This window comes from Cystobacter fuscus DSM 2262 (genome assembly GCF_000335475.2).
In the GTDB taxonomy this organism is placed as follows: Bacteria; Myxococcota; Myxococcia; order Myxococcales; family Myxococcaceae; genus Cystobacter; species Cystobacter fuscus.
Genome location: NZ_ANAH02000009.1, coordinates 82,159 through 102,662, shown reverse-complemented (window position 1 = coordinate 102,662; position 20,504 = coordinate 82,159). Strand labels below are relative to the sequence as shown.

Below are 20,504 nucleotides of genomic sequence, written 5' to 3'. Positions count from 1 at the left end.
GGGGGGATGAGGATGGGAGGGTGAGGAGCCGGGCGCTCAGGGCTCTCGAGGGAGGAAGATGTCCGCGTCTTCGCCTTCGCCGCCAGGAGCACCATCCGCGCCCAGGCTCCACACCCGGGGCTGATCCTCACGCAGCTCATATCCATAGGGATGGCCCCAAGGATCGTACGAAGCCCAATCCAGCTCCAGGCTGTCCAGGAGCTCCCGGAGCCCCCACGCGGGGGAAGGATAGCAGTGGTACTTCGAGTGATAGAGCCTCAGTGCTGTCTGGAAGCGCTCGAGGTCGCGTTCGGCGCTCTCCTGATTCGCGCGGGCAATGCTCACGAGAGCCAAACCCGCGAACAGCAACACCGTTCCCCCCAACAGGAGGAGGATCAGGACAGAAGCGAAGCGAAGGAGGTTGTGCAGGAATGCCTGCCAATCGAGCTTCGACTGTTCGGGGGGCGCGTGGGCCATCTCCGGAGCCCTTTCAAGCCGCGTACCGGCCGCTCACGGTAAGCAAGTCCTCGGCCCCACGTGACAAGACCCACGGCCCGTGCGTCTCCTGTCCGAGACCCGCCACATCGGTCTGCCATTCTGTCAGCACCCGCGCTCCCACGACGCTCGAAGTGATGGCGGCCTGTTTCTGACTCTCCGGGTCTGTACAGGCGTCCTACATCCGAAGTAGGAGGAGCAGGAGAGGAGACGCGGACATGAGCGACGCATCGGAGTGGAAGGGACGTCGGCTGGGCCCGTATCGAGTCGGTGAGCGTTACCCGGGGATACCCGAGGACGAAGGCCGAATCTATGAGGCACACCACGTCGAGACGGGAGAACCCGTGCTGGTCGTGATGCCGGGCACGGGTGACGACTGGCGCACGTCCACGCCCTGGAGCATGCAGACCACGAACTTCACCGAGCCGGACGCCCTCGTCGTGCATCCCAAGCGCACGGCCGGGGCGAAGCTCCCAACGTTCCACGAGATGACCCTGGGCTTCATCCGGCTCGCGGGCGCCCTGGCCCAGCTCGACGGGCGGAAGGACGTACGGGCTCTCTTCTCGCGCGAGCCCGGGGCGGCCTCCTCACGACACAAGGTGCAGCGCTGGGGACTCACGGGCGCGGGATTGGCGCTGGCCGCGGGACTCGCGCTCCTGCTCTGGCCAAGGCCTATCGAGCAGCCGAAGACAGGCGACACACCCACCGAGGCCATCTTCTTCTCCGATGGCCAGGACATATCCATTCCAGCCATCGCCTACCCAATGCCAGAGACGCCCTTCAAGGAGCAGCGCAAGCCTCCGTGTATTCCCGAAGCACAGGTGGAGATACGAGGCGGTTGTTGGAACGAACTCGCGAAGACCGCTCCCTGTCCGCGCAGCACGGCCGAGTACCAGGGCAAATGCTACGTGCCGGTCAAGAAGCCTGACCCGCAGCCGCGCTCCGTTCAGCCCTGAGCCGGGCATGCGTTCGGGAGCGGATGACTGCCCGCAAAAGGTATTGCGGGCGGCAACCTCGCGGGGCCACCCTCATGGGCAAGGGAGGCCTCGTGAAAAAGCAGGAGTACATCCACGGTTATGACCCCGTCGAGCAGGAGCGCTTGATCGAGCAGGCCCGTTATCTCGACAAGTGGGTCCGTCCGGGTGTCGAGTTCAAGCCCAAGGGTCGGATCCTCGAAGTGGGCTGCGGCGTGGGCGCGCAGACCAAGATACTCTTGAAGCGCTTTCCCGGGATCACCATCGACGGGGTGGACCTCGTCCCCGAGCAGCTCGAGGCCGCCCGTCACTACCTCAAGCGAGAACTCGCGGAGGGACGCGTCCGGCTGTTCCAGGCCGACGCCTCCGACCTCTCCGCCCTCGAGGGCAATGCCTATGATGGCGCATACATCTGCTGGTTCCTGGAGCACGTGAAGGACCCGCTGAAGGTCCTGAAGGAAACCCGGAGCCGGCTGAAGAAGAACGCGCCTGTCTTCGTGAGCGAGGTCTTCAACCAGACCTTCTTCGTCAATCCCTACTCGCCCGCGCTGCTGAAATACTGGTTCGAGTTCAACGACCACCAGTGGGAGACCGGCGGGCATCCCTTCGTCGGTGCATTGCTCGGCAACCTCCTGACCGAAGCGGGCTTCCGCAAGGTCGAAACGGAGATCAGATCCTTCCACTTCGATTCGCGCCAGGCCAAGGAGCGGGAGCGGTTCACGAAGGTCTTCGAGAAGGTCCTGTTGAGCGCCGCGCCCGCGTTGCTCAAGGCGGGACGGGTGGATCGCAAGACCATCACGAAGCTCAAGCAAGAGCTGGTGCGCATCGAGAAGGCGAAGGACGCCGTGTTCTACTCCGCCTGGGGTCGCGCGGTCGGCCGGGCCTGAGCACCCGGCTCACACGGCGAGCACCCGCGACATGACCAGGAGCGCCCCGGGGACCACCCCGGGCCAGAACGAGGCGAGGAGGTAGCCCGAGAGCGAGCCGAGGTAGCCCAGGACCTGCCCGGTCCGGGCGCGCGTGTCGTCCTTGGGGTAGGCGGCGAGGCTCACGGGGAGGAACGACCCCGCGCCCACGAGGTACCACAGCGGCCGCCAGGCGTCGGGGTGCGACTGGAGGGACAGTCCGAGCGCGCCCGCCACGAGGAGCCCCTGGAGGAAGCACAGGGCGAGCAGCAGCACGAACGCGATCACATCCGGGGTCGCGAGCTTCTGGGGGGAGCCCGTCCCCGCCCCCACGGAGGGTTGTTCGGAGAGGGCCCGCTTCACCAGGGGCGTCAGGGCGAGCCCGAGCAGCTTGCTGACCAGCAGGTTGAAGACGAAGACCTTGAAGAAGAACAAGACGAACGACATGCGCCCTCCCGGAACGACCCACGGCGAAGGCGCACCCTAGCAGGCGACCCGGAAGACTCAGTCGATGAAGAAGTCTGGCAGGGGCTGGGTGCCCGGCTTGACGAGGTACTTGTCGAAGTCCTTCACCCCCTGCTCGCGCAGCAGGTCCTCGTCGAGGAAGAAGTTGCCGGTGCACGAGCGGCTGTCGCGCGTGAGGATGGCGTAGGCCGCGTCGGACATGATTTCCGGCGTGCGGCTGGCCTCCATCATCCCCTGCCCGCCGAGCATGTTCACGGCGGCGGTGGCGATGGTGGTGCGCGGCCAGAGGGCGTTGAAGGCCACGCCCTGGTCGCGGAACTCCTCGGCCATGCCCAGCACGCACATGCTCATGCCGTACTTGGCCATGGTGTAGGCCACGTGGTTCTGGAACCACTTGGCCTTCATGTTGAGCGGCGGCGAGAGCGTGAGCACATGCGGGTTCTTCGCCTTGAGCAGCTCGGGCAGACAGGCCTGGGTGGTGGCGTAGGTGCCCCGGACGTTCACGCCGAACATCAGGTCGAACTTCTTCATCGGCGTCTCGAGCGTGCCGGTGAGGCTGATGGCGCTGGCGTTGTTCACCAGGATGTCGATGCCGCCAAAGCGCTCCACGGTCTGCTTCACCGCCGCCTGGAGCTGGTCCTCGAAGCGGATGTCCACCATCAGGGGGAGCGCCTGTCCGCCGGCCTTTTGAATCTCCTCGGCGGCCGAGTGGATGGTGCCGGGCAGCTTGGGATGGGGCTCGGACGTCTTGGCGGCGACGACGACGTTGGCGCCATCCCGCGCCGCGCGCAGGGCGATGGCCAGGCCGATGCCCCGGCTCGCGCCGGTGATGAAGAGGGTCTTGCCCTTGAGCGTGCTCACAGCGGGTCCTTTCGCGGGGGCTCCCGTTCCGGAGCCTCGGTCCACGGCCTGCCTACTTCGTCCCGCCAGGGAGCGCCAGGGGCGCGTCACGGCATCCGTCCCTCGAAGTCCTCCCCTCCGCAGTGGGCTCGTTCCCCGAGCAAGGGGGAGAGCAAATTCCTGCGGCCAGCCTGGCCCCCAGCTCTTATGATGTAGGAACATGCTCCACGTCATCCCCCTGGGTGGGCTCGGAGAGATTGGCCTCAACGCGATGGTCATCGCCTGCCGCGGGGAGATGCTTCTCATCGACTGTGGCTTGATGTTCCCGCCGGTGGGCAATCAGGGCGTGGACGTCATCGTCCCGGACTTCACCCACCTGCGAAAGAACGCCTCGCTCCTCAAAGGCATCGTGCTCACCCACGGCCATGAGGACCACATCGGCGCCCTGCCCTTCCTCCTGAACGAGGTGAAGGTCCCCGTCTACGCCACGCGCTTCACGCTCGGCATGCTGCGCCACCGGCTCCACGAGTTGGGCGTGGAGGCGGACCTGCGGGAGATCGAGCCGCGCCATCCCTTCCCCGTGGGCAACCACTTCACCGTGGAGGCCTGCCGCGTCACCCATACCGTGCCCGACGCCGTGGGCTACATCGTCCGCACCCCCGAGGGCCCCGTCATCCACACCGGGGACTTCAAGTTGGACCCAGACCCCATCGACGGCCTGCGCACGGACCTGGAGCGCTGGGGCGAGCTGGGAGACGAGGGCGTGCTCTGTCTCCTGTCCGATTCCACCAACTCCGAGCGCACCCATGAGACGGGCAGCGAGCGCGACGTGGAGCGCACCTTCGAGCGGCTCTTCCGGGACGTGAAGGGCCGCATCGTGGTGGGCATGTTCGCCTCCAACCTGCACCGCGTGCGGCATGTGCTGGAGCTCGCCCAGAAGCTCGAGCGCAGCGTGGTGCCGCTCGGCCGCAGCATGATGCGCAACATCGAGATGGCGCGCGAGTTGGGCTACCTGCCCGGCGTCACCGACTCGCTCTTCGTCCCGCTCGAGCACGCCGCCGTGCTCCCCCCCGAGCGCACCCTGGTGCTCGCCACCGGCTCCCAGGCCGAGCCCCGCGCCGGACTGTCCCAGCTCGCCGCGGGAGAGGGCCCCCTGCGCCTGGGTCCGGATGACCTCGTCGTGCTGAGCGCCCGCGCCATCCCCGGCAACGAGCGCGCCGTGTCCGGGCTCATCGATCAGCTCCTGTGGCGCGGCGCCCGCGTCGTCTACCCAGAGCTGGAGCCCGGAGTGCACGTGTCCGGCCACGCGAGCCAGCCCCAGCAGAGGCGCGTGCTGGAGCTGGTGCGCCCGAAGAACTTCGTCCCCATCCATGGGGAGTACCACCACCTGCACCGACATCTGACCACGGCGAGGGAGTGTGGGCTCGCCCCCGAGCGGCTCCTGCTGGCGCAGGATGGGGACCTGCTCGCGTTCGAGGAGGGCCGGGGGCATTTCGCCGGCAGTGTGCCCACCGGGCGCATCTACCGGGATCGCTTCGGCCAGGGGCAGGTGACGCCGGAGGTCCTCCAGGAGCGCACCCGGCTGGCCGAGACGGGCATCATCGTGGCGGCGCTCGTCATCGAGCGGGCGAGCCTCAACGTGCTGACGGGCCCCCAGCTCACGTCGCAGGGGCTCAACCTGGACGAGCAGGTGCTGCTCGCGCGGGTGGCGGAGGACGCCCGGGGCTTCTTCCTGGAGATGTCACGGGAGCTGAGAGGGGACGACGCCCGGGTGAGGGAGGAGCTGGTGAAGGCGGTGCGGCGGGCCTTCCGGCTCCACAGCACCAAGCGGCCGGTGGTGGTGCCGATGGTCCTCAAGGTGTGATAAGCGGCCCCAGCCATGCCATCCTTCGACGTCGTCTCCAAAATCGACCTTGCCGAGCTCGACAACGCGGTCAATCAGGCCAAGAAGGAAATCACCACGCGCTACGACTTCCAGGGCGCCCAGGCGGACATCGTGCTGGCCCCCGACAAGACGTCGCTCACGGTGAAGGCCAACACCGAGGACCGGGTGCAGACGGCCAAGGAAGTGCTCCTGGCCAAGCTCGCCAAGCGCGGCATCTCCCTGCTGGCGTTGGAGTACGAGCCCATCGAGAAGACGGGCCTGTCCAACTGCAAGCAGCTCATCAAGCTGCAGCAGGGCATCCCCGTGGAGAAGTCCAAGGAGCTGGTGAAGCTGCTCAAGGACTCCAAGATGAAGGTGCAGGGCTCCATCCAGGCGGACCAGCTCCGGGTGACGGGCAAGAACCGAGATGACCTCCAGGAGGCCATCGCCCTGTTCCGCCGCGAGGCGGATCGGCTGAAGCTGGACATGCAGTTCACCAATTTCCGGGACTGACGCCATGCGCCCCCTCCTCGTGTCCGCCGTGATCGCGGCGCTGTGCCCCCTGTCGGCCGCCGCCCAGGAGTCCTCCGAGCCCAAGCCGCGCCAGGTGAAGGCGGTGCCCGCGCTCGGCCGCGAGCCCAAGCTGGACGGCAACCTCAAGGACCTCCCCGCCACGCTCACCCTCAAGTCCCCGGCGGACCCGGCCGCGAGCGCGTCGTTCACCGCGCGCGTGGGCTGGCGCAAGGAGACGCTCTACGTGGGCGTGGAGGCCACGGATGATCAGCCCCAGTCCGGGGATGTGCTCACCCTCACCCTCTTCTTCCCGGACGCGGGCGCCACCGCGAGCGGCCATGTCTTCCGCTTCGCCTTCGACGGCAAGCGCGCCTCGCCGCCCGACAGCGGCACCTCCGCGTTCGCCCAGAAGCTGGTGGACGTGGGCGTGCAGCGCCAGGACGACCGGCTCGTCTTCGAGGTGGCCATCCCCGCCCGGGCCCTGCCGCGCATTCCCGCCGTGGACGCGCTCAACCTCGACCTGTGCCTCACCTACGACGACGTGGACACCGGCGCCCAGCCGCCCGCCGTCTCCAACTGCAAGAGCGGCGGCATGGTGGGCGAGGTGCTCCGGCTGCCGGAGGAGTTCCGCAGGGGCCTCAAGCTCAAGCCGCCCGAGGGCGTGACGGGGCTGGAAGGCCGCGCGGGAGGCTGGCTCGGCTACGGCGTGCTCCACTACCCGTCCTGGGTGGAGGCAGACGCACCCCTGACGCCCGCTTCGCTGGAATCCCTCGTCGCCCCCCGGCCGTTCAAGGCGAGCGAGGCCGGGGTGAATGTCCCGGAGACGCTCACCCTGCCCGGGGGCAAGCCCCTCGTGCTGGTGCTCTCGGGGGTGAACCCCTACGCCGGAGGCACCTGTGACTCGGAGAAGGAGTTGCGCCTGGGGGTCTACCTGGTGAAGGGAAAGACGGCGCAGCGGGTGCTCGAGTGGCCGGCCGCCACCTGCGCCCTGGGACGTGCCACGTCCCTGGAATTGGATGAAACGGGCTCGTTGAGCATCAGCTACTCGAACGGCCCGACCGTCAACTTCGCCTGGAGTGAGGATCACTTCGAGCGGACCGAACTTGGAATGCGGTAGGAGTCCCGTGCACGCCCCTTCTGAAAACAAGAATCTCTACATGATGACCCTCGGCTGCCCGAAGAACCGGGTGGACTCCGAGGTGATGCTCGGCACCCTCAAGCAGCGGGGGTATTCGCTGGTGCAGGATCCCAGCGTCGCCGAGGTCATCGTCGTCAACACCTGCGCCTTCATCGGCCCCGCCAAGCAGGAGTCCGTGGACTCCATCCTCGAGATGGCCGAGCTGAAGAAGACGGGGGCGTGCAGCACGCTCGTGGTCACCGGCTGTCTGTCGCAGCGCTACGGCGCCGAGCTCTCCAAGGAGATGCCCGAGGTGGACCACTTCCTCGGCACCAGCGCCTACGCGCAGATCGGCGACCTGCTCGCCGCCGAGGCCAGCCCCCGTCAGGTGATTCCGGACCCGGACTACATCCACAACGCGCAGACGCCGCGTGAGAACTCGATGCCGTCGTACACGGCCTATCTGAAGATCTCCGAGGGCTGCGACAACGCGTGTGCCTTCTGCATCATCCCCACGCTGCGCGGCGGCCAGCGCTCGCGCACCATCGAGGACGTGGTCGCCGAGGCGCGCAAGCTCGCGGACTCGGGCGTGCAGGAGCTCAACCTGGTGGCGCAGGACTTGACGGCCTACGGGCACGATCTGCCGGGCCGCCCCAAGCTGCACGACTTGCTGCGCGAGCTGGTGAAGGTGGACGTGAAGTGGATCCGCCTGCACTACGCCTACCCGCGCGTCTTCACCGACGAGCTCATCGAGCTGATGGCCACGGAGAAGAAGATCGCCCGCTATCTGGACATGCCGCTGCAGCACGCGAGCGACAAGCTGCTCCTGTCGATGAAGCGTGGCCGGGACTCGAAGTTCCTCAAGGAGCTGCTCGTCAAGCTGCGCGCCCGGGTGCCGGGGCTGGTGATGCGCACCTCGATGATCGTCGGCCTGCCGGGCGAGACGGAAGAGGACTTCGAGCTGCTCAAGGAGTTCGTGAAGGAGCAGCGCTTCGAGCGGCTGGGCGTGTTCCAGTACTCGGACGAGGAAGGCACCGCGGCGTACGACTACGCGGACAAGGTGCCCAAGCAGACCATCGAGCGGCGCTGGCGCGAGGTGATGGCCATCCAGAAGCGCATCAACCGCGAGCAGAACAAGAAGCTCGTGGGCCAGCGCATTGAAGTCCTGGTGGAGGGCCCCAGCGAGGAGTCCGAGCACCTGCTGGTGGGCCGCCACGAGGGTCAGGCGCCGGAGATCGACGGGCAGGTGTACATCAACGATGGCCTCGCCTACCCGGGCGAGTTCGTCACCCTGGAGATCACCGAGGCGCACGACTACGACCTGGTGGGCAAGGTGGTCGAGCGGCCCAACCCCAAGGATCGGGTGCTCAAGCCCCGCGAGTCCTTCCCGCTGCCGGTAGCGGCGGCTCCGCGCTAACCGCCCCGAGTGAGACCCGGCGCCGCCCCTCGAGGCGGCGTCAGTGGGGATCCTCGGGCTCCAGCTCGCGCTCTCTCTTCGTCGGCGGCTTGGGGATGTTGCTCCGCTGGAGCACCACGGCCCCGTCGCCCAGGGGCGTGGGCTGGCACTCGCACACGGTGCGCCGGGTGCTCGGCTGGTGCACGAAGACACATGCGTTGGGGCACTCGGCGACGGGCCCTTCCTCGAAGAGCGCCAGGGCGTAGCCGCGCACGGACCGCAAGGCCTCCGCGCACTCGGGCATGGACTGCGCCAGCTTCGGCCACGGCACCAGGTGCTGCGTCGTCACGCCTCGGCTGGTGGGCGGGAACGAGAACCCCACCTGGCACTCCAGCGACAGGGGCTTGCCATCCTCGCCCAGCGGCTCCAGGTGCACCCGCCCGCCGCCGGGGAGATCCCGGAACACCGCCCCCGTGACGGCCGTGCGCTCTCCCGCGCCCCGCCGCACGTGCAGCGCGAAACACGCCTCCTCGCGAGGCTCCTCCGGCGAGGCCGAGGCCCCCGGACGCACACAGCGCTGATGGCCCTCGACACTCACCACGCGGGGCCGCCGCAGCACCAGCGTGCTGCCCTGCACGTCCACCGTGGCGCGGAAGCGGCCCCACACGTCCGCGCCCAGGCGGCCCAGCGTCGTCGGGTTCTTCCACCCCACCCCGGCCTCCACCACCAGCGGCGCCACGCCCACGCCCGAGGACACCTCCACCCCGTCCACCAGGAAGGCCCTCGGGGGCAGTCCGGCCGTGGTCTCCAGGCCATGCAGCCCCTGCGCCTCCGCGGGCCCCAGGGCGAGCCGCGAGAAGGGCTCACGCGTGCCCAGCACGAAGGGTCCCGTGAGGACGGACTCGCCCTGCGTCACCCGCGCCGCCAGCAGCGGCCAGTCCCCCACGGGTTCGCGGGTCAGTTCGAGCACCTGCACCTCCTCGACCGACTCGGGTCCGGCGGAGGCGGCCTCGGCCAGCCAGGCATCGCGGGGACGGGTCTTCTCGAAGGAGACCTCCCGGCGCAGGGGATCCACCGTGAAGGCATAGGGCGCCAGCAGATCCGCCCCGAGCGTCACCGCGCAGGCCTGCTCCCCGGTGAGGCCCATGCCGCGAGGACCCAGGAGGACGCCGCCCACGCGCAGCCCCGAGACGCGCACCAGGGGCCAGTCGCGCAGGCCCCCGAGGCTGGCGTAGACATCCGGTACGCGCGCCATGCCCGTGACGGGGGGCACGGGCCGCTTCTCATCCCAGCACCCCGAGGACACCGCGGAGAGCGCGCGGGCCACGTCCAGCACCACCGGCATCGCGCGGCCATTCAAGTGCCCTTCCACCACCAGCCGCAGGTGGGGCGAGGGCAACAGGGGCAGCGTCTGGCCCACGAGGGTGCCCGGCGTCTCGGTGGCGACGGGCCGAGCGGCCTGGTGACAGCCGGCGAGCAGCAGCGACAGGGCCGCGAGACGTGCGCGTGCCATGGTGGGCTACTTGGGCATCATCTTGGAGAGATCGTCGATGCGCGTGCCCTCGGGCGGGTTGATCTTGAAGCGCGCCTCGTCGATGCCCACGTTCGTCTTCAGGTTGAGGAAGGCGATGGCGTTCTCGCTGCCGTCCGGATCCACCACGGTGCTCTTGAGCACCTGCGCCGTCTTGGGATCCACCTCCAGGCGCACCTGGCGGAAGCGAGGCTCCGTCTTGGCCGGGTCCAACACCAGCAGCGTGCCCTTGCAGTCCTTGCACTCGCCCTTGGTGATGGTGAACTCGTCCGCGAGCCGTCCCTTGCCGAAGAGGAACGTCACCGAGGCGGACAGCTGGCTCGTGTCGATCCGGCCCACGCTCAACGTCTGGGCCTCGGGGTCGTGCGCGTACACCTTCTCGCCCGCCAGCACGAAGGTGCGCTTGGAGGGCTTCTCGTACTCCCAACGCATCAGGCCGGGCTTCTTGTAGATGACCGTGCCCGACGAGGACTGGGTGCGCCGCAGGGCCTTGTACTTGTAGTCCTGCTTGAAGTCGGACGAGAAGTCCTGCGTCTTCTCGTAGAAGGCCTGCATCCGCTCCACCAGGTCCTTCACCTCGGGAGTCATCGCCTTCTTCTCGGGCGCCTTGGGCGCCGCGGCGGGAGCGGCCGCCTGCTGGGCGGGCGCCTGGACGGCCGCCTTGGGTGCGGGGGCCGTGGCCGGCGCAGGGGTCACCGGGGCGGCGAGCAGGGTCATGAGCAGCGTCTGCAGGTGCATGGTCGAAGCTCTCTCCTTGGGTGGGCGGGAACGCCCACGGGATGCATCTGTTCCTGTCGACGGGTCGCCCCGGACGGGCATTCAAGGCGAGGACGGAGGCGCCTTCTTGAAGATCTTCTTCCGTTGTTTCACGGCGAGCACATAGAAGCGCTCGCGCAGTTCCTGCGCCTCGCCTTCCGTCAGATCGCCCACACGTCCGAGGTGCTCCTCGCGCCAGGAGATCGCCCGGGTGACGCACGCCGACGCCGCCGCCGAGATGTTGAGGCTCTGGCTGAAGCCGCGCATGGGAATCCAGAACGTCCCATCCGAGCCCGCCAGGACCTCCGGGCTCACGCCATCACGCTCGTTGCCGAAGATGAGCGCGATCTTCGAGTCGAAGCGCATGGAGTACAGGCTGGTGGCGTCCTCGCGGATGGCGGACGCGTACAGGGAGAAACCCCGCGCCTTGAGGGCCGCGCGGCACGAGGCGAAGTCCCGGTAGATCTTCACGTCGAGCCACTTGTCGCAGCCCTGGGCCACCCGCGAGTTGGGCATGAAGGGCGCCGCCGGGTTGACGATGACATGCACCTCCTGGAGGCCATTGGCCTCGCAGGTGCGCATCACCGCCGCCATGTTGAAGCTGTCCTCCAGCCGATCCAACACGATGGTGAAGGTGCGCGTGCGCTGGGAGATGACCTTGTCGATCTTCTCCTTGCGCACGTCGAGCAGGAGCGACTCCGGATCGATCGGCGCCCTGTCGAGCTTCTCGTAACGAGGACCTCCGCCCGCCATCGCGTCAGGCCCTCCGGCGGCGAGCCGCTCCAGACGCCTTGCCCGCCCCGCTCCGGACCGTCCGCGCCGCCGCCTTCTTCACGGGCGCCTTCTTCGCCGCCACCTTCTTCACGGCGCCCTTCTTGGCCGGAGCCTTCTTCGCCGCCGCCTTCTTCGCGGGCGCCTTCCGGGCCGGAGCCTTCTTCGCCGCCACCTTCTTCACGGCGCCCTTCTTGGCCGGAGCCTTCTTCGCCGCCGCCTTCTTCACGGGCGCCTTCTTGGCGGAGGCCGTCTTCGTGGCCTTCTTCGCGGCCGCCGCCTTCTTCACGGGCGCCTCGCGAGCCGGGGCCTTCCTGGCGACCTTCGCGCTGACCTTCTTCTCCGCCCGAGGCGCCGGCGGCCTCTCCACTTGCAACTTGTCCGTGCGGCCGGTGAAGAGCACCTCGGCCACCGTGTCCAGCAGCGGCTGCATGCCCAGGCCCGTGGCGCACGAGATGGGGAACACGGCGATGCCGCGCCGCTGCAGCTCGCGCGTCACGGACTCCTGACGCTCCAGCGCGTGTGGAAGATCCAGCTTGTTGAGCGCCACCACCTGGGGCTTGTGCGAGAGCTCCTCGCTGTACTTGCGCAGCTCCGTGTTGAGCGTGTCGAAGTCGCGCAGCGGATCCCGATCCTCGGTCTCCGTGCCCATGTCCAGCAGGTGGATGAGCACCTTGCAGCGCTCCACGTGCCGCAGGAACTGGTGCCCCAGACCCACGCCCTCGCTGGCGCCCTCGATGATGCCGGGGATGTCCGCCATCACGAAGGACAGGCCGTCCTTGTACTGGACCAGGCCCAGGTTGGGCACGAGCGTGGTGAACGGATAGTTGGCGATCTTCGGACGGGCCCGGCTCACTATGGAGATGAGCGTGCTCTTGCCCGCGTTGGGAAAGCCCAACAGCCCCACGTCCGCCAACAGCTTGAGCTCCAGGCGCAGGGTGCGCTCCTCGCCCGGCGTGCCGTCCTGGGCGAAGCGCGGCGTCTGCCGCGTGGAGGTGGCGAAGTTCATGTTGCCCAGGCCGCCCCGGCCGCCCTTGCACACCACGACCTTCTGGCCCGGATCATTGAAGTCCGCCAGCACCTCGCCGGTGTCCTCGTCCCGGATGAGCGTGCCCACGGGCACCCGGAGCACCAGGTCCTCCGCCGAGCGGCCGTTGCAGTCGTTGCCCATGCCACCTTCGCCGCTCTTGGCCCGGTGGTGCTGCTGATACCGGTAGTCCAGCAGCGTGGTGAGCTGGGGATCGGCCTGGAAGATGACCGAGCCGCCATTGCCCCCGTCGCCGCCATTGGGGCCACCACGGTCGATGTACTTCTCCCGGCGGAAGGCCACGGCACCGTGACCTCCGTCCCCGGCCTTCACCTGGATGCGGACTTCATCAACGAATTTCATCCCAGACCCTCGAAACGCGGAACGGGCCGCCTCCACGTCCAGCACCCAGAGGCGCATGGACCGGGAGCGACCCGCTCGCGAGGCAGCCAGGAGACCCGCCAGTCGCGGGCCTCCACTTCAGACGACGCCTGAACTCAGGCGCTCGCCTGGGCCGGATAGACGGAGACCTTCTTGCGGTCCCGCCCCTGACGCTCGTACTTCACGACCCCGTCCACCGTGGCGAAGAGCGTGTAGTCACGCCCCAGCTTCACGTTGGCGCCCGGGTGGATGACCGTACCGAGCTGACGCACGAGGATGCTGCCCGCGCTCACCGTCTCGCCCGCGTACACCTTCACTCCGCGGTACTGCGGATTGGAGTCGCGACCGTTGCGGGAAGAACCCTGTCCCTTTTTATGTGCCATGACACTGATTCCTGTGGCTGCCGGCGCGCCCCAAGGCGCTCCGGGATGTGGGTTCCGGACTAGCCGGAGATGGAGGTGACCTTGACCTCGGTGTAGGGCTGACGGTGGCCGCGGCGGCGCGTCCAGCCCTCCTTCTCCTTGCGGAAGTGCAGCACCTTGCGGTGCTTGTCCTGGGCGAGGATCTTGCCCAGCACCTTCGCGCCCGACACGGTCGGCTGCCCCACCTTCGGGCTGTCGGACCCACCGAGCAACAGGACGTCGTTGAAGGTCACCTCGGCGCCAACGTCCCCCGAGACCTTCTCGATCCGGAGCACATCGCCCTCGGCCACGCGGTACTGCTTGCCGCCCGTGCGAATGACTGCGTACATCGTCGAACCCCTGGTTGTCCGGGTTGATTCAACCCGTATAAGACCGGCGAGCATTTCGGACGACTGAAAAACCCGTCCTATATGCAAAGGGCGCTCGATCTACGGGAGAAGCCCAGGGGAGTCAAGGCGGATGGCGGGATCAGCGCACATACCCGACGTGAAGACCGCTCCCCCCTCCGTCCCCAGGGCGAGCCCACCGCCCCAGCCTACACGTCCTTACGCCTCGGCGTCCCCCCTCGTGGGATCACGCCCGGCCCCTCCCTCCCCTGCCTGGCCGCTCCTGCTGACGGTGGTGCTGCTCGGCGGGTGCCGGGGTTCCACCTGCCAGGAGCTCGCCAGGGCCTACGCCGCCGTGGAGCGCAAGGCCCAGCGCTGTCTGGATCACTCCCCGCTGCCCGCCTTCGATCCGGAGCACTGCGAGCAGCACCAGGCCGCGTGCGACGCCGAGGACCTCGGACAGCTCGACGAGCAGGTGGAGTGCTACCAGAGGCTGGACACCTGCCAGGCGGACGAGAAGGACTCCTTCCTCGAGGGCATCACGCGCTGCGACGACCGGGCCCCGAGCAACGCCTGCGAGGCCGCCATCTTCTAGGGCCGCCCGGGGATCACGCCCTCCCCGCCGAGTCGCGTAGAGTGCGCGCGCCATGTCTCGTTCCGCCCGCCGCATCCCCCTCGTCAATCTGTCCCACTACCGCTCCGGCACCGCCGAGGAGCGCGCCCGCTTCGTCCGGGTCTTCGGAGAGGCCCTCCAGGAGTTCGGGTTCGTCTCCGTCGAGGGCCACGGCATCGACGACGGGCTCATCCGGCGCACCTACGCGGACGTGGAGGCGTTCTTCCGCCAGCCCGAGGCCATCAAGCAGCGCTACCACGTGCCCGAGTTCGGCGGACAGCGCGGCTACACGCCCTTCGGCCGCGAGCACGCGAAGAACCGCACCGTGGGCGACCTCAAGGAGTTCTGGCACGTGGGGCGCGACCTGCCCCCGGGCCACCCGCGCAGCCCCGCGCTCGCCGCCCACAACATCTGGCCCGAGGAGGTCTCCTCCTTCCGCGCCAACACGCTCGACCTCTACCGCGCGCTCGACGAGGCGGCGGCGGTGATGCTGCAAGCCATCGCCGAGTACTTCGGCATCGAGCGCACCGCCTTCAGCGACATGGCCCAGGACGGTACCTCCGTGCTGCGCGTCATCCACTACCCGCCCCTCAAGGACAGGTTCGTCCCGGGCGCGGTGCGCGCCGCCGAGCACGAGGACATCAACCTCATCACCCTCCTGTGCGAGGGCACCGCGTCGGGCCTGGAGATCCTCACCCGCGATGGCGAGTGGATCCCCGTGGACACGCTGCGCGGGCAGATCGTCGTGGACTCGGGCGACATGCTCAGCCGCATCACCAACGGCGTCATCCCCGCCACCACCCACCGCGTGGTCAACCCGCCCTCGCCCGCCGAGGACAACACGCGCTACTCCATGCCCTTCTTCGTCCACCCCTATCCGGAGTGCGTGCTCGCGCCACTGCCGAGCACCGTCACCCCGGACAAGCCGGGCGAGCCCCCCATCACCGCCGACGCCTTCCTCAAGCAGCGGCTGCGGGAGATCGGCCTGCTCAAGTAGCCCGGGCTCACCCGCCCACGGGGCCGAGGTCCGTCACGTGCCCCTTGCCCCACTGCACGCCCCGCTGCGCCCGGTAGTCCGTGAAGAGCGAGCCGAGGATGGTGCTCGCCCCCACCACGACGTTCACCACCGTGGTCCACCGGCTCCGGCGCGAGTAGCCCAGGAGGAAGGGCGCGGCGATGACCTTCAGGCTCCACACGTGGTCGATGCACTCGTGTACCTCGATGGGGATGAGCTTGCGCAGGCTCAGCCGGTAGTCGGTGAGCAGCGACACGCTCAGGCCCACGCACCCCAGCACCACGCCGGCAGCGCGGGCCACGGCGCAACGGGACAACAACCCCGCGCCCAGCACGCTCAGCGCGCCCTGGTAGTCCAGCAGTGAGTGGATGTCCTGCGGGATGAGCCGGCGCAGGGGCAGCACGCCGAACAGGGGCATGGCGGGGATGCCCGCCGCCGCGCTCTTGTCCCAGAGGCCCTTGCGGCTCTCGCTCACAGCGAGGGGAACGGGAACGGCTTCCCGGGGGGTCTTCTTGTGCCAGTCAGGGGTGAGATCCATGAGCGTCTCCTTGAGAAACGAACCGCCCCTCAAGGATAGGTACGCGGACAGCCCCTCATCGCACCCCGCCCGGCTCTCCGCTCGGCGAGCGGTCCACCACGACGTGGCGAGGCCCTGGACTCAGGCCGCCCTCGACAGGTCGAGCGACTGGACGGCCGACAGATGATCCGGGGGGATGAGCGTCTTCTGGATGATGCCCCGCAGGCCACTCGCCACCAGGAACCGGTAGAGCTGGAGCGCCTGGTTCAGCCCCGGAAGCGGATTCAGACCGAGCAGGTTGCGCACGGGCTCGGGCGTGATGAGGCCCTGGGCCTGCAGGAGCAACTGGAAGCGCCACGGACCCAGATCCCTCCGGAACGACTTCATCAACTCCCGGGTGTAGTCGCTGTACACCAGATTCTCGGAGATGATCGTGTTGCGGTGCCGCCGCCACTCCGGGTAGCTCGCGGGCAGGCCGCGCATCCCCAGCCCCTCGCCGATCCTCCGGGTGTATTGGTAGATGCCCTCCTGCTCCTCGGCGGTGAGTGGCCGGTGCACCAGGGTGAAGGCCCGCTCCGAATAGTCCAGCACGAGGTACAGGACGTCCCGGTGCGCCCAGTCCGGCATCGACATGCCCCGCTTGCGCTCGACCGCCTTGTGGATGGCGTTGATCTGCGCCAGCTTCGCGTTGGACTTCTGGACGCTGCTGAAGGCGATGTCCTGGGCGAACGCCACCGTCGCGAAGATGCGCCCGATCGGATCCTTCAGGATGGAGCCCGTGAAGGCCAGCCAATCCACGGAGCGATGCAACGAGTACTCCGCCGCGGCTCCCGCGAAGAGGAGCAGGATGACGTCGGCGTCACCCCAGATCTTCCGAACGATCGAATTCTCGAGGGTAAAAGTGCTCATCCCCGACATTCACGTTTATCCAGCTTGTGAAGAAAAGACCGTCCGGCTCGGAATGGGCTCCCCCCGTCCGCTTCTCAACACCCCCCGCTGGATTACTCGCCCAGCTTCTTCTTGAGCAGGTCGTTCACCAGGGCGGGGTTGCCCTTGCCCTTCATGGCCTTCATCACCTGGCCCACGAAGAAGCCGTAGATCTGCTTCTTGCCCGCCCGGTACTTCTCCACCTCGCCCGCGTTCTTCGCGAGGATGTCGTCCACCACGGCCTCGATGGCGCCCGTGTCGCTCACCTGCGCGAGCCCCTTGTCCGCGATGATGGCCTCGGGCTCCCTGCCCGTGCGGAACATCTCCCCGAACACGTCCTTGCCCGCGTTCGCCGAGATGGTCCCCTTCTCCACCGCCGTGAGCAGGTTCGAGAACTGCACCGTCGAGAAGCGCAGCGTGGTGACGGTGCCGCCCTCGTCCTTGAGCAGCCGCAGCAGCTCGCCGAGGAACCAGTTCGACAGCCGCTTGTAGTCCTTGAAGTGCTGCGCCACCGCCTCGAAGTAGTCCGCGAGCGGGCGCTCGGCGCAGAGGATCTTCGCGTCGTACGCGGGCAGGCCGTACTGGCTCATGAAGCGCGACACCTTCGCCCGCGGCAGCTCCGGCAGCGCCTGGGCCGCCGCCTCGAGCTGCGCGTCCGTCACGTGCAAGGGCGGCAGGTCCGGCTCGGGGAAGTAGCGGTAATCGTGCGCCTCCTCCTTCGAGCGCATCGAGCGCGTCTCGCCCCGGTTGGGGTCGTACAGCCGCGTCTCCTGATCGATCTTCCCACCCGTCTCCAGCAGGTCCACCTGCCGGGAGATCTCGTACTCGATGGCCTGCTTCACGAAGCGGAACGAGTTGATGTTCTTGAGCTCCACGCGCTGGCCATACACGGTGGCGCCCTTGCGCATCACCGATACGTTGGCGTCGCAGCGGAACGAGCCCTCCTCCATGTTGCCGTCGTTCACGCCCAGGTACACCAGCACGTCGCGCAGCGCCTTGAGGTAGTCCACCGCCTCGTCCGCGCTGCGCAGGTCCGGCTCGCTGACGATCTCCAGGAGCGGCACGCCCGCGCGGTTGAGGTCCACCAGGCTCTCGCTCGCCGAGGCGTCGTGCACGCTCTTGCCCGCGTCCTCCTCCATGTGGATGCGGCGCACGCGGATGAGCTTCTCTCCCTCGGGCGTGTCGATGGAGAGCTGGCCCCACTCGCAGATGGGCTGATCGAACTGGGTGATCTGATAGCCCTTGGGCAGGTCCGGATAGAAGTAGTTCTTCCGGCTCCACACGCTCGTCTTCTTCACCGTGCACCCGAGCGCCAGGCCCGTGCGGATGGCGAACTCCACCACGCGCGTGTTGAGCACCGGCAACACCCCGGGCAGCCCCAGGCACACGGGGCACGTGTGGTGGTTGGGCGCCGCCCCGAACGAGGTGGAGCAGCCGCAGAAGATCTTCGTGTGCGTCAGAAGCTGGGCATGGACCTCGAGCCCGATGACCGGCTGGAAATCGCTCAGGGACATGGCGTCTCCGACAAGGGTTCTCAAACAGGCGCCAGGCGGCGCGTGAAGTCATGCTCGCGCTCGAAGGCGCGGCCGATGCGCAGCAGCTTCGCCTCGTCGAACGGCCGACCCATGAGCTGCAGGCCGATGGGCAGGCCCGCCTTGGTGAAACCGCACGGCAAGGACAGCCCGGGCAGCCCCGCCAGGTTGCACGGCAGCGTGCACACGTCCATGAGGTACATGGACAGCGGGTCATCCACCTTCTCGCCCAGCTTGAACGCCGGCACGGGCGAGGTGGGCGTCAACAACGCGTCCACCTGCGCGAAGGCCCGCGAGAAGTCCTCGCGGATGAGCGTGCGCACCTTCTGGGCCCGCACGTAGTAGGCGTCGTAGTAGCCCGCCGACAGCGCGTAGGTGCCCAACATGATGCGGCGCTTCACCTCGGCGCCGAAGCCCTGCTCGCGCGTCTGGCCGTACATCTCCTTGAGCCCCCGGCCCTCGCGCGCCCGGAAGCCGTAGCGCACGCCGTCGTAGCGCGCCAGGTTGCTCGACGCCTCCGCCGGGGCCAGCAGGTAATAGGTGGCCAGCGCGTACTTCGTGTGGGGCAGGGACACGTCCACCAGCGTGGCGCCGAGCTTCTCGTAGGTCTCGAGCGCCGCGCGCACCGACGCCTCCACCTCCGGATCCATGCCCTCGACGAAGTACTCGCGCGGCACGCCCAGGCGCAGCCCCGCCACCCCGTGCTCCAGGTCCGCGGAGTAGTCCGGCACGTCCACCAGCGCCGACGTGGAGTCGAGCGGATCATGCCGCGCGAGCACCTGCAGCAGCGCGGCCACGTCCCCCACCGTGCGGGCCATGGGGCCGGGAGCGTCCAGGGACGAGGCGTAGGCGATGACGCCGTAGCGCGACACCCGCCCGTAGGTGGGCTTGAGGCCCACGGTGTTGGTGAGCGCCGCCGGCTGGCGGATGGAGCCGCCCGTGTCCGTGCCCAGCGTGCCGAACACCTCGCGCGCCGCCAACGCCGCCGCCGAGCCGCCCGAGGAGCCTCCCGGCGTGCGCGTCAAATCCCACGGGTTGTGGCACGGGCCATAGGCGCTCGACTCGTTGGACGAGCCCATGGCGAACTCGTCCTGGTTGAGCTTGCCCACCACCGGCATGCCCGCCTGCTTGAGCAGCCGCACCGCCGTGGCGTCATAGGGGGGCACGAAGCCCTGGAGCACGCGCGAGGCGCACGTGGTCTCCACCCCCTCGGTGAGGAAGATGTCCTTGACGGCCACCGGCACGCCATCCAGCGGCCCCAGCCGCGTGCCCGTGACGCGGCGCGCGTCACTGGCCTCGGCGGCCGCCAGGGCCCCGTGCTCGTCCAGCCGCAGGAAGGCCTTCACCTTCCCGTCCACCTGCGCGATGCGCGCCAGGCACGCGCGCGTGGCTTCCACGGAACTGATCTCGCCCGAGGCCAGCTTCGCCGCCAGCTCCAGGAGGGTGAGGTCGGTCAACGACATGGCGTCACTCCAGGATCTTCGGGACGGCGAAGCTGGTGCCTCCCCGGGCAGGCGCGTTGGCCAGCGCCCGGTCCGGAGGCAGCGAGGGCCGCGGCTCGTCCTCGCGCAACAGCGAGGCGGCGAGCGTGGCATGGGAGGTGGGTTCCACTCCGCTCACGTCCAGCTCCTGCAGCTGCGCCACCGCGTCGAGCACGGCGGAGAGCTGCTCGGCATAGCGCTCCTCCTCCCCCGGAGACAGGGAGAGGCGGGCGAGAGTGGCCACATGGCGGACCTGCTCGACAGAGAGCTTCATGGACCGGTCGCTCCCGCGCGGGACTACTTGTTCTTGAAGAGGTTGAGGATGGCGCCCATCCACCGGCCGTCCTTCTCGTGCGCCATGTGCGCCTGCAGCCGCTCCAGCTCGCCCGAGTCCAGGAAGACGCCGTGGCAGTTGAAGCACGTGTCGATCTCCACGTCGCCCTTGGTGAGCTTGTGCAGATCCATGCCGCACTTGGGGCACTTCATGAAGTGCAGCTTCTTGAGCTCCTCGCGCTGCTGGGCGGCCAGGGCCTGGGCCTGCTGGTGGGCCAGCTTGCGCTTCTGCTCGATCTCCTCTTGGGCGAAGTAATCGTCTTCGTTGGTGGAGGGCTTGTCCGTGTGGGCCATGATCCAGGACTCCTGGGGTGAGGATACGCA

23 protein-coding genes are annotated in these 20,504 nt (G+C 68.4%); 8 read left to right on the top strand and 15 right to left on the bottom strand.

Going from position 1 to position 20,504, the window contains the following annotated elements; all coding sequences use genetic code 11:
- Positions 1–36: 36 nt before the first annotated feature.
- A complete protein-coding gene (locus tag D187_RS49995; protein ID WP_002629136.1) occupies positions 37–456 on the bottom strand; it encodes a type II secretion system protein GspG in 420 nt (139 codons plus the stop codon).
- Positions 457–692: 236 nt separating this feature from the next.
- Between D187_RS49995 and D187_RS49990 the strand changes: the two genes are divergently transcribed.
- Together D187_RS49990 and D187_RS16750 are read left to right on the top strand one after the other, a co-directional pair.
- The gene (locus D187_RS49990; RefSeq protein ID WP_076606178.1) at positions 693–1,430 is read left to right on the top strand and encodes a hypothetical protein; all 738 of its coding nucleotides are present in this window, start codon (positions 693–695) and stop codon (positions 1,428–1,430) included.
- A 92-nt stretch (positions 1,431–1,522) separates the two neighbouring features.
- Positions 1,523–2,335, top strand: a complete 813-nt coding sequence (locus tag D187_RS16750) for a class I SAM-dependent methyltransferase (protein ID WP_002629138.1) — start codon at positions 1,523–1,525, stop codon at positions 2,333–2,335.
- A 9-nt stretch (positions 2,336–2,344) separates the two neighbouring features.
- Here D187_RS16750 and D187_RS16745 read toward each other — a convergent pair whose 3' ends face one another.
- Together D187_RS16745 and D187_RS16740 are read right to left on the bottom strand one after the other, a co-directional pair.
- Positions 2,345–2,800 carry a hypothetical protein gene (locus D187_RS16745; protein WP_002629139.1) on the bottom strand — a complete coding sequence of 152 codons (456 nt, stop codon included), beginning with the start codon at positions 2,798–2,800 and terminating at the stop codon, positions 2,345–2,347.
- Between the two features lie 57 nt (positions 2,801–2,857).
- On the bottom strand, positions 2,858–3,679 hold the full coding sequence (locus D187_RS16740) for an SDR family oxidoreductase (RefSeq protein ID WP_002629140.1): 822 nt from the start codon (positions 3,677–3,679) through the stop codon (positions 2,858–2,860).
- Between the two features lie 199 nt (positions 3,680–3,878).
- Between D187_RS16740 and D187_RS16735 the strand changes: the two genes are divergently transcribed.
- The 4 genes from D187_RS16735 to rimO are packed head-to-tail and all read left to right on the top strand — an operon-like array spanning position 3,879 to position 8,569.
- Positions 3,879–5,522, top strand: coding sequence for a ribonuclease J (locus D187_RS16735; RefSeq protein WP_002629141.1), 1,644 nt, complete (start codon positions 3,879–3,881; stop codon positions 5,520–5,522).
- Between the two features lie 15 nt (positions 5,523–5,537).
- The gene (locus D187_RS16730) at positions 5,538–6,035 is read left to right on the top strand and encodes a YajQ family cyclic di-GMP-binding protein (RefSeq protein ID WP_002629142.1); all 498 of its coding nucleotides are present in this window, start codon (positions 5,538–5,540) and stop codon (positions 6,033–6,035) included.
- Positions 6,036–6,039: 4 nt separating this feature from the next.
- The gene (locus tag D187_RS16725; RefSeq protein ID WP_002629143.1) at positions 6,040–7,152 is read left to right on the top strand and encodes a DOMON domain-containing protein; all 1,113 of its coding nucleotides are present in this window, start codon (positions 6,040–6,042) and stop codon (positions 7,150–7,152) included.
- A 43-nt stretch (positions 7,153–7,195) separates the two neighbouring features.
- Positions 7,196–8,569 carry a 30S ribosomal protein S12 methylthiotransferase RimO gene (rimO, locus tag D187_RS16720; protein ID WP_245591754.1) on the top strand — a complete coding sequence of 458 codons (1,374 nt, stop codon included), beginning with the start codon at positions 7,196–7,198 and terminating at the stop codon, positions 8,567–8,569.
- Positions 8,570–8,609: 40 nt separating this feature from the next.
- On the opposite strand, the gene D187_RS16715 is transcribed toward rimO, so the two are convergent.
- The 6 genes from D187_RS16715 to rplU form a co-directional block, all read right to left on the bottom strand.
- The gene (locus tag D187_RS16715) at positions 8,610–10,061 is read right to left on the bottom strand and encodes a hypothetical protein (protein WP_002629145.1); all 1,452 of its coding nucleotides are present in this window, start codon (positions 10,059–10,061) and stop codon (positions 8,610–8,612) included.
- Positions 10,062–10,067: 6 nt separating this feature from the next.
- A complete protein-coding gene (gene lolA / locus D187_RS16710) occupies positions 10,068–10,817 on the bottom strand; it encodes an outer membrane lipoprotein periplasmic chaperone LolA (RefSeq protein WP_002629146.1) in 750 nt (249 codons plus the stop codon).
- An 81-nt stretch (positions 10,818–10,898) separates the two neighbouring features.
- The gene (locus D187_RS16705; RefSeq protein ID WP_002629147.1) at positions 10,899–11,588 is read right to left on the bottom strand and encodes a TrmH family RNA methyltransferase; all 690 of its coding nucleotides are present in this window, start codon (positions 11,586–11,588) and stop codon (positions 10,899–10,901) included.
- A 4-nt stretch (positions 11,589–11,592) separates the two neighbouring features.
- Entirely contained in the window at positions 11,593–12,996 is a 1,404-nt protein-coding gene (gene obgE, locus D187_RS16700) for a GTPase ObgE (RefSeq protein WP_043430199.1), read from the bottom strand.
- A 134-nt stretch (positions 12,997–13,130) separates the two neighbouring features.
- Entirely contained in the window at positions 13,131–13,397 is a 267-nt protein-coding gene (gene rpmA, locus D187_RS16695; protein WP_002629150.1) for a 50S ribosomal protein L27, read from the bottom strand.
- Positions 13,398–13,456: 59 nt separating this feature from the next.
- On the bottom strand, positions 13,457–13,765 hold the full coding sequence (gene rplU / locus D187_RS16690) for a 50S ribosomal protein L21 (protein WP_002629151.1): 309 nt from the start codon (positions 13,763–13,765) through the stop codon (positions 13,457–13,459).
- A 238-nt stretch (positions 13,766–14,003) separates the two neighbouring features.
- Here rplU and D187_RS16685 point away from each other — a divergent pair, with 238 nt between their 5' ends.
- Both D187_RS16685 and D187_RS16680 read left to right on the top strand, forming a co-directional pair.
- A complete protein-coding gene (locus D187_RS16685) occupies positions 14,004–14,357 on the top strand; it encodes a hypothetical protein (protein ID WP_155893397.1) in 354 nt (117 codons plus the stop codon).
- Between the two features lie 52 nt (positions 14,358–14,409).
- A complete protein-coding gene (locus tag D187_RS16680) occupies positions 14,410–15,372 on the top strand; it encodes an isopenicillin N synthase family dioxygenase (RefSeq protein WP_002629153.1) in 963 nt (320 codons plus the stop codon).
- A 7-nt stretch (positions 15,373–15,379) separates the two neighbouring features.
- Here the strand turns inward: D187_RS16680 and D187_RS16675 are convergent, their stop codons facing one another.
- The 6 genes from D187_RS16675 to D187_RS16650 all read right to left on the bottom strand — a co-directional run bounded on the left by D187_RS16675 (position 15,380) and on the right by D187_RS16650 (position 20,474).
- On the bottom strand, positions 15,380–15,928 hold the full coding sequence (locus tag D187_RS16675) for a hypothetical protein (RefSeq protein WP_002629154.1): 549 nt from the start codon (positions 15,926–15,928) through the stop codon (positions 15,380–15,382).
- 120 nt (positions 15,929–16,048) lie between these two features.
- Complete coding sequence (locus D187_RS16670) at positions 16,049–16,816, bottom strand: oxygenase MpaB family protein (RefSeq protein ID WP_155893396.1); 768 nt, start codon at positions 16,814–16,816, stop codon at positions 16,049–16,051.
- Between the two features lie 92 nt (positions 16,817–16,908).
- Positions 16,909–18,348 (bottom strand): Asp-tRNA(Asn)/Glu-tRNA(Gln) amidotransferase subunit GatB, encoded by a 1,440-nt coding sequence (gene gatB / locus D187_RS16665; protein ID WP_002629156.1) that lies wholly within the window; start codon positions 18,346–18,348, stop codon positions 16,909–16,911.
- 20 nt (positions 18,349–18,368) lie between these two features.
- Complete coding sequence (gatA, locus tag D187_RS16660; protein ID WP_002629157.1) at positions 18,369–19,829, bottom strand: Asp-tRNA(Asn)/Glu-tRNA(Gln) amidotransferase subunit GatA; 1,461 nt, start codon at positions 19,827–19,829, stop codon at positions 18,369–18,371.
- A gap of 4 nt (positions 19,830–19,833) precedes the next feature.
- Positions 19,834–20,121 carry an Asp-tRNA(Asn)/Glu-tRNA(Gln) amidotransferase subunit GatC gene (gene gatC, locus D187_RS16655; RefSeq protein WP_002629158.1) on the bottom strand — a complete coding sequence of 96 codons (288 nt, stop codon included), beginning with the start codon at positions 20,119–20,121 and terminating at the stop codon, positions 19,834–19,836.
- Between the two features lie 23 nt (positions 20,122–20,144).
- The gene (locus D187_RS16650; RefSeq protein WP_002629159.1) at positions 20,145–20,474 is read right to left on the bottom strand and encodes a TFIIB-type zinc ribbon-containing protein; all 330 of its coding nucleotides are present in this window, start codon (positions 20,472–20,474) and stop codon (positions 20,145–20,147) included.
- Positions 20,475–20,504: the final 30 nt, after the last annotated feature.

Bases quoted from the DNA above. Each gene is read 5' to 3' on its own strand.
- D187_RS16670 (WP_155893396.1), bottom strand. From the start codon at position 16,816: ATGAGCACTTTTACCCTCGAGAATTCGATCGTTCGGAAGATCTGGGGT.
- rplU (WP_002629151.1), bottom strand. From the start codon at position 13,765: ATGTACGCAGTCATTCGCACGGGCGGCAAGCAGTACCGCGTGGCCGAG.
- D187_RS16735 (WP_002629141.1), top strand. From the start codon at position 3,879: ATGCTCCACGTCATCCCCCTGGGTGGGCTCGGAGAGATTGGCCTCAAC.
- lolA (WP_002629146.1), bottom strand. From the start codon at position 10,817: ATGCACCTGCAGACGCTGCTCATGACCCTGCTCGCCGCCCCGGTGACC.
- D187_RS16705 (WP_002629147.1), bottom strand. From the start codon at position 11,588: ATGGCGGGCGGAGGTCCTCGTTACGAGAAGCTCGACAGGGCGCCGATC.
- gatC (WP_002629158.1), bottom strand. From the start codon at position 20,121: ATGAAGCTCTCTGTCGAGCAGGTCCGCCATGTGGCCACTCTCGCCCGC.
- D187_RS16715 (WP_002629145.1), bottom strand. From the start codon at position 10,061: ATGGCACGCGCACGTCTCGCGGCCCTGTCGCTGCTGCTCGCCGGCTGT.
- rimO (WP_245591754.1), top strand. From the start codon at position 7,196: ATGACCCTCGGCTGCCCGAAGAACCGGGTGGACTCCGAGGTGATGCTC.
- D187_RS16730 (WP_002629142.1), top strand. From the start codon at position 5,538: ATGCCATCCTTCGACGTCGTCTCCAAAATCGACCTTGCCGAGCTCGAC.
- D187_RS49995 (WP_002629136.1), bottom strand. From the start codon at position 456: ATGGCCCACGCGCCCCCCGAACAGTCGAAGCTCGATTGGCAGGCATTC.
- D187_RS16675 (WP_002629154.1), bottom strand. From the start codon at position 15,928: ATGGATCTCACCCCTGACTGGCACAAGAAGACCCCCCGGGAAGCCGTT.
- obgE (WP_043430199.1), bottom strand. From the start codon at position 12,996: ATGAAATTCGTTGATGAAGTCCGCATCCAGGTGAAGGCCGGGGACGGA.
- D187_RS16725 (WP_002629143.1), top strand. From the start codon at position 6,040: ATGCGCCCCCTCCTCGTGTCCGCCGTGATCGCGGCGCTGTGCCCCCTG.
- rpmA (WP_002629150.1), bottom strand. From the start codon at position 13,397: ATGGCACATAAAAAGGGACAGGGTTCTTCCCGCAACGGTCGCGACTCC.
- D187_RS16650 (WP_002629159.1), bottom strand. From the start codon at position 20,474: ATGGCCCACACGGACAAGCCCTCCACCAACGAAGACGATTACTTCGCC.
- gatB (WP_002629156.1), bottom strand. From the start codon at position 18,348: ATGTCCCTGAGCGATTTCCAGCCGGTCATCGGGCTCGAGGTCCATGCC.
- D187_RS16745 (WP_002629139.1), bottom strand. From the start codon at position 2,800: ATGTCGTTCGTCTTGTTCTTCTTCAAGGTCTTCGTCTTCAACCTGCTG.
- gatA (WP_002629157.1), bottom strand. From the start codon at position 19,829: ATGTCGTTGACCGACCTCACCCTCCTGGAGCTGGCGGCGAAGCTGGCC.
- D187_RS49990 (WP_076606178.1), top strand. From the start codon at position 693: ATGAGCGACGCATCGGAGTGGAAGGGACGTCGGCTGGGCCCGTATCGA.
- D187_RS16680 (WP_002629153.1), top strand. From the start codon at position 14,410: ATGTCTCGTTCCGCCCGCCGCATCCCCCTCGTCAATCTGTCCCACTAC.